Origin of the sequence: Rhodococcus sp. (in: high G+C Gram-positive bacteria) (assembly GCF_049286785.1) — a bacterium.
In the GTDB taxonomy this organism is placed as follows: domain Bacteria; phylum Actinomycetota; class Actinomycetes; order Mycobacteriales; family Mycobacteriaceae; genus Rhodococcus_F.
This window is the reverse complement of record NZ_JBAQEO010000378.1, coordinates 1-4373: the sequence shown is the minus strand read 5'-3', so window position 1 is coordinate 4373 and position 4373 is coordinate 1. Positions and strand designations below refer to the sequence as shown.

The window sequence follows — 4373 nt, the reverse complement described above, 5'->3', positions numbered from 1 at the left end:
CTGCTCCACCAGTTCGTCCGGTGCGTCCGTCCTGTCGCGGAACATCGCTTCGATGCGGCTCTTGATCTCCAGGGTGCTCATGGAGCCACCCGCTGACGGGTAGCGCACGGTGCCGCGGGCGGACGTTCGGGGAGAGGTTTCCATCGACTGCTTTCTGATTGCTGAAGACATGAACAACTGCGTGACGACTACGGCGGAGACGGCGACCTCAGATCAGTAGCCCGGCGAGGGTGACGGACCCCAGCACCGCCAGTGACGTGGCGATACCCACCAGCGCCGATCCGGTGACGACGACGGCGGGGGCGGTGGCGGCGACCGCTGCGATAGCGGCGATGGACAGGGTGGGACCCACGGGATGGCGCGGCGATGCCGCGATTTCGGGCGAGGTCGCGGATAGTCCGTTCCGTCGCGACGTGGTGCGGCTCATGAGTTAGACGTGCCCTCGGGTTGCAGGTAGTGACGTGCATCACATTTTGTATGGGTACGTTGTATCAAACGTAGTTGCTCTCGCGCCACTGGACGGATGTCCAACGAGCTAGAACGCCCTGTGTGTCCGTCCGCGGGCGGGTACCTGTGCAGGTCGCATCCCTCCGACCGGCGGGCGGGTGCCGGGCGGCGGGACCCTACCTGGTGATGTCGCCGGTCAGGAGATCGAACACCCGTCCGCGAACCGTGCGCCGGGCCCATCCCCAGCGCCCACGGTCGGAAAGCGCCGAATGCGCCGCGTTGAATCCGCACACCCCGTGCACACCACCGCCGGGATGGGCAGAGGAGCTGGCGAGATACAACTGGTCGACCGCCGTATCCGGGCCGAAAGCCCCCGGAGAGGGCCGGAAGATGAGCTGCTGGTACAGCTGGGCCGTACCCCCGTTGACAGCACCGCCGTGCAGGTTCGCGTCGTTCGCCTCGAGGTCGCTCGGCCGCTGCACGTCGCGTCCCACGATCCGTTCACTGAAACCCGGTGCGTGTGCCTCGATTTCGTCGTCGACACACCGGGCCAGCTGTTCGGCAGATTCGTTGTCGGTGACGCCTCTCGGCAGATGCGTATATGCCCAGGCGCTTTCGGTTCCCTCGGGCGACCGGGTGGGATCGGAGGTCGTCATCTGACCGAACAGCAGGAACGGATGGGTGGGCACCACCCCGGTGGTGAGATCCGCCATCCACCGGACCAGCCCGTTGTCGTCCGCACCCAGATGCACGGTTCCCGCACCGCTCAAGTTCTCTGAGCGCCAGGGGATCTTGCGGTCCAGCGCGTAGTTGACTTTCACGACGGGTGTGTCCCACTCGAAGTTGCGCAGGTCCGCGCGCAGTCGCTCCGGTACGGCCGCCGGTGCCAGGAGACGCCCGTACAGTGCCGGCGCCGACACGTCGGCGACCACTGCCTTCCGGGCGACATATCGTTCACCGTTCGCAGTGCGGACTTCCTTCGCCACGCCGTGGACCACATCGATGGCAGTCACTTCCTCCCCGCACCGGATCTCGGCGCCGTTTCGCTCCGCCCGGGTGGCCATCGCTGCAGACAGGGCCCCCGCACCGCCCACCGGAACGACGTAGCCGTCATCCTGCGCCAGCATGGTGAGCAGATACCCCATCACCCCGCTTCCCGGTGCATCGACCGGGGTGTCCGCGTGCATGGCGTTGCCGAGAAGGAGCAGCCGTGCCGCGTCTCCTTCGAAAAGTTCGTGGGCCATGCGCCGGGCGGGCAGCATGAGAAAGCGCAACAGTCGAAGAGAGTCGGCGCTGCCGAGCTGGGACAGGAGCCGGCGGGGTCCACTGACCGGCGGGAAGGGCCTGAACAGGGAGTCGAGAAGCGGTTCCTTCAGCTGGTTCCACTCACTGACGAGCCGGAGCCAGGCCTCACCGTCGGCGGGATGCCTGCGTGCGAGATCGGCCGCCGTAGCCTCGGGATCGTGCTGGACCAACGGTGCATCCTCGTCGAGGTGATGTCGGGGATGCCCCAGCGCATGGGGTGCCCGACTCCACCGCAAACCCACGCCCTCGAGGTCGAGGTCCCGGATCGCGGGTGACACCGCAGCCAACGGATAGAAGGCACTGAACAGATCTGTGCAGTAGTCCGGGAACAGTTCGGCCGAACGAACCGCGCCCCCCGGCTCCGGTTGCTGTTCGAGAATGATTACATCCCAACCTGCTTTCGCCATCGTGGCCGCTGCGACGAGACCGTTGGGCCCTGCCCCTATGACTATTGCGTCCGCTGTCCGCACATTCACCGTCCCTTCACGGTGTCGTGGACCGTTCGGCCAGGAGCGCCAGTCTGCGGAGGCACTCTCGATTGCGTGGATAAACGGCGAGCTCCTGCGCTCGCCGGGGTATCCACTTCCCCGGGGCGGAGGACACCTCCTCGGACATCTCGAGATGGCAGCCGTGTGCCCGTGGTTGCAGCTGAATCGTCACCACGGCGTTCGGGAACGGCGACGCCGTTGCCAGCAGTCGAAGTTCGCGTTCCTCGTCGACATACAGGACTTCCGTCCAGTCGTCGATCAGCGCCGGCCACAGGCCGACCGAGTGATGCAGGCGGGTTCGCGCCGCGGGCCAGTCGGGGGCGACTGCCCGCATCCGTGACGCGCCGACGACCCAGGACGGATATGTCCAGCCGTCGGCGAGCACCGACCACACGTCCGACACGGAGGCCGAGGTATCCCATTGAGCCTTGATGACGGTCACTCCCCCTCGGCAGAACGGATCCGGACAGCGGGTTCTGGGCTGTTGGTTGGCGCTTACCCTGTCGCCCGGGGAACGAAACCAGCCCCGGGCCGGAGGCGTGTGGTGTGCGCGACGCGACACCCTTCCGCTTTCGCCGGCCTGTGCAGGGCATCGTTGCAGACGAATCACGCTCGGCCGGAGCGCAAGCCGTCTACGACGTTGCCGCAGATCATCTGCTCGGCATCTCACGAAACGAGTCCGCCGGCACGAGTCCGCCGGCACGCCTGTGGTGATCGATCCCCGTCGGCCCCGACTCGTCACTCCGTCGTGCCGTGCGCCGCACCGTCGGCGACCAGAGACTGGTAATCGGGGTACTTACGCAAGAAGCCCTGCACATAGCTGCATTGCGGGTCGATCGAGAGCCCCCGCCGCGCGACGGCGTCGAGAGTTCTCCCCACCAGTTGTCCTGCGTAGCCCTTGCCCTCGAACGCGTCGTCGATCTCGGTGTGGATCAGCGTCAACGTCGAGCCTTTCAGGGAGTAGTCGACGAATCCTGCGACGACACCGTCGACCACGATCTCGTACCGGTGACCGTCGAGATTGTCACGCACCTTCGGTTCCATTGTGCTCCTCTGTCGTGTGGCCGGATCATGTTCCGGCCCTGATAACGTCACTTGCAGCGAACCCCGCCTCCTCTTCGGATAGCAACCCGATCGCCACCAGGGCAGCGGGAACAGCCGTAGGGTGCCGTTTCCCCGACACCCAGAATTCGGCCTGCCACTTCCGGAAGCAGGGGCGTATGGAGCAGGTAGCCGTCGGGTGAGACGAGGACGATCCGCACATCCGTACCGCGGAGGCGGCGCGTGAGTTGCCGTGCACACTCCACCCCGGCGAACCCGCTGCCGACCACGCGGCGAGGTTGCCGGTCTCGGCGTGCTGATCCGTCTTCGTCCGTCATGTGTCAGTCGTTCCCAACCCCGCCCGGCGCGAAACACTCAGCAGCTCCCGCCCGGTCCCGCGCGTTGATCTGCCGGTTTTCACACAACACATTAGGTTGGGGAAATGCGCACAAGATTCTCCGAAAATCTCGACAGCCTCGCGCGCGACCTCGCCGAGATCTGCAGACTCGCCGTCACAGCGATGGACAAGGCGAGTCGCGCGCTGCTCGATGCAGACCTCGAGGTGGCAGAGGAGGTGATCGATATGGGCAGTTCGTTCGACGAGGCGGCAGCGCACTGGGAGCAGCGCGCGTTCGCGCTGCTTGCCCTGCAGGCCCCGGTTGCTCACGATCTGCGGCTGATGGTGGGCGGGCTCCACATATCGGCCGATCTGCATCGCATGGGCGGACTCGCCATCCATGTCGCAAAGATTGCCCGACGCCGGCACCCCGACCACGCCGTTCCCGAGGAGGTCCGCGGGGTCTTCACCGAGATGGCTGCCGTGGCCATCGCTCAGGCCCGGGAGACCGAAGAGACACTTCAGCATCGGGACCCCGGACGGGCGAAACATCTTCTGCTCGCCGACGACACGATGGACGAACTCCATCGAGGACTGTTCCTGATCCTGCAGGCTCCGGAGTGGCCGCACGGTGTGCAGGCGGCCGTAGACATCACGTTGCTCGGCCGCTTCTACGAGCGGTTCTGCGACCACACCGTCGAGATCGGACGTCGCATCATCTTCCTCGAGACCGGGGTCCTGCCCGACTAGAGAAG

At 66.0% G+C, this 4373-nt stretch carries 5 protein-coding genes and 1 pseudogene; 1 reads left to right on the top strand and 5 read right to left on the bottom strand.

The features are described from left to right. Positions 1-208: 208 nt before the first annotated feature. From WAW17_RS14110 to WAW17_RS14090, 5 genes and pseudogenes are all read right to left on the bottom strand, one after another. Entirely contained in the window at positions 209-427 is a 219-nt protein-coding gene (locus WAW17_RS14110) for a hypothetical protein (protein WP_422333579.1), read from the bottom strand. Positions 428-623: 196 nt separating this feature from the next. Next, positions 624-2228: a phytoene desaturase family protein gene (locus tag WAW17_RS14105; protein WP_422333578.1), complete on the bottom strand. Its 1605-nt coding sequence runs from the start codon at positions 2226-2228 to the stop codon at positions 624-626. A 7-nt stretch (positions 2229-2235) separates the two neighbouring features. Next, complete coding sequence (locus WAW17_RS14100; RefSeq protein WP_422333577.1) at positions 2236-2682, bottom strand: SRPBCC family protein; 447 nt, start codon at positions 2680-2682, stop codon at positions 2236-2238. A 296-nt stretch (positions 2683-2978) separates the two neighbouring features. Next, the gene (locus WAW17_RS14095) at positions 2979-3284 is read right to left on the bottom strand and encodes a GNAT family N-acetyltransferase (protein ID WP_422333576.1); all 306 of its coding nucleotides are present in this window, start codon (positions 3282-3284) and stop codon (positions 2979-2981) included. 140 nt (positions 3285-3424) lie between these two features. After that, a pseudogene (locus WAW17_RS14090) lies at positions 3425-3619 on the bottom strand (hypothetical protein); the annotation flags it as partial. 104 nt (positions 3620-3723) lie between these two features. Between WAW17_RS14090 and phoU the strand changes: the two are divergent. Further along, positions 3724-4368 carry a phosphate signaling complex protein PhoU gene (gene phoU, locus WAW17_RS14085; protein WP_422333575.1) on the top strand — a complete coding sequence of 215 codons (645 nt, stop codon included), beginning with the start codon at positions 3724-3726 and terminating at the stop codon, positions 4366-4368. Positions 4369-4373: the final 5 nt, after the last annotated feature.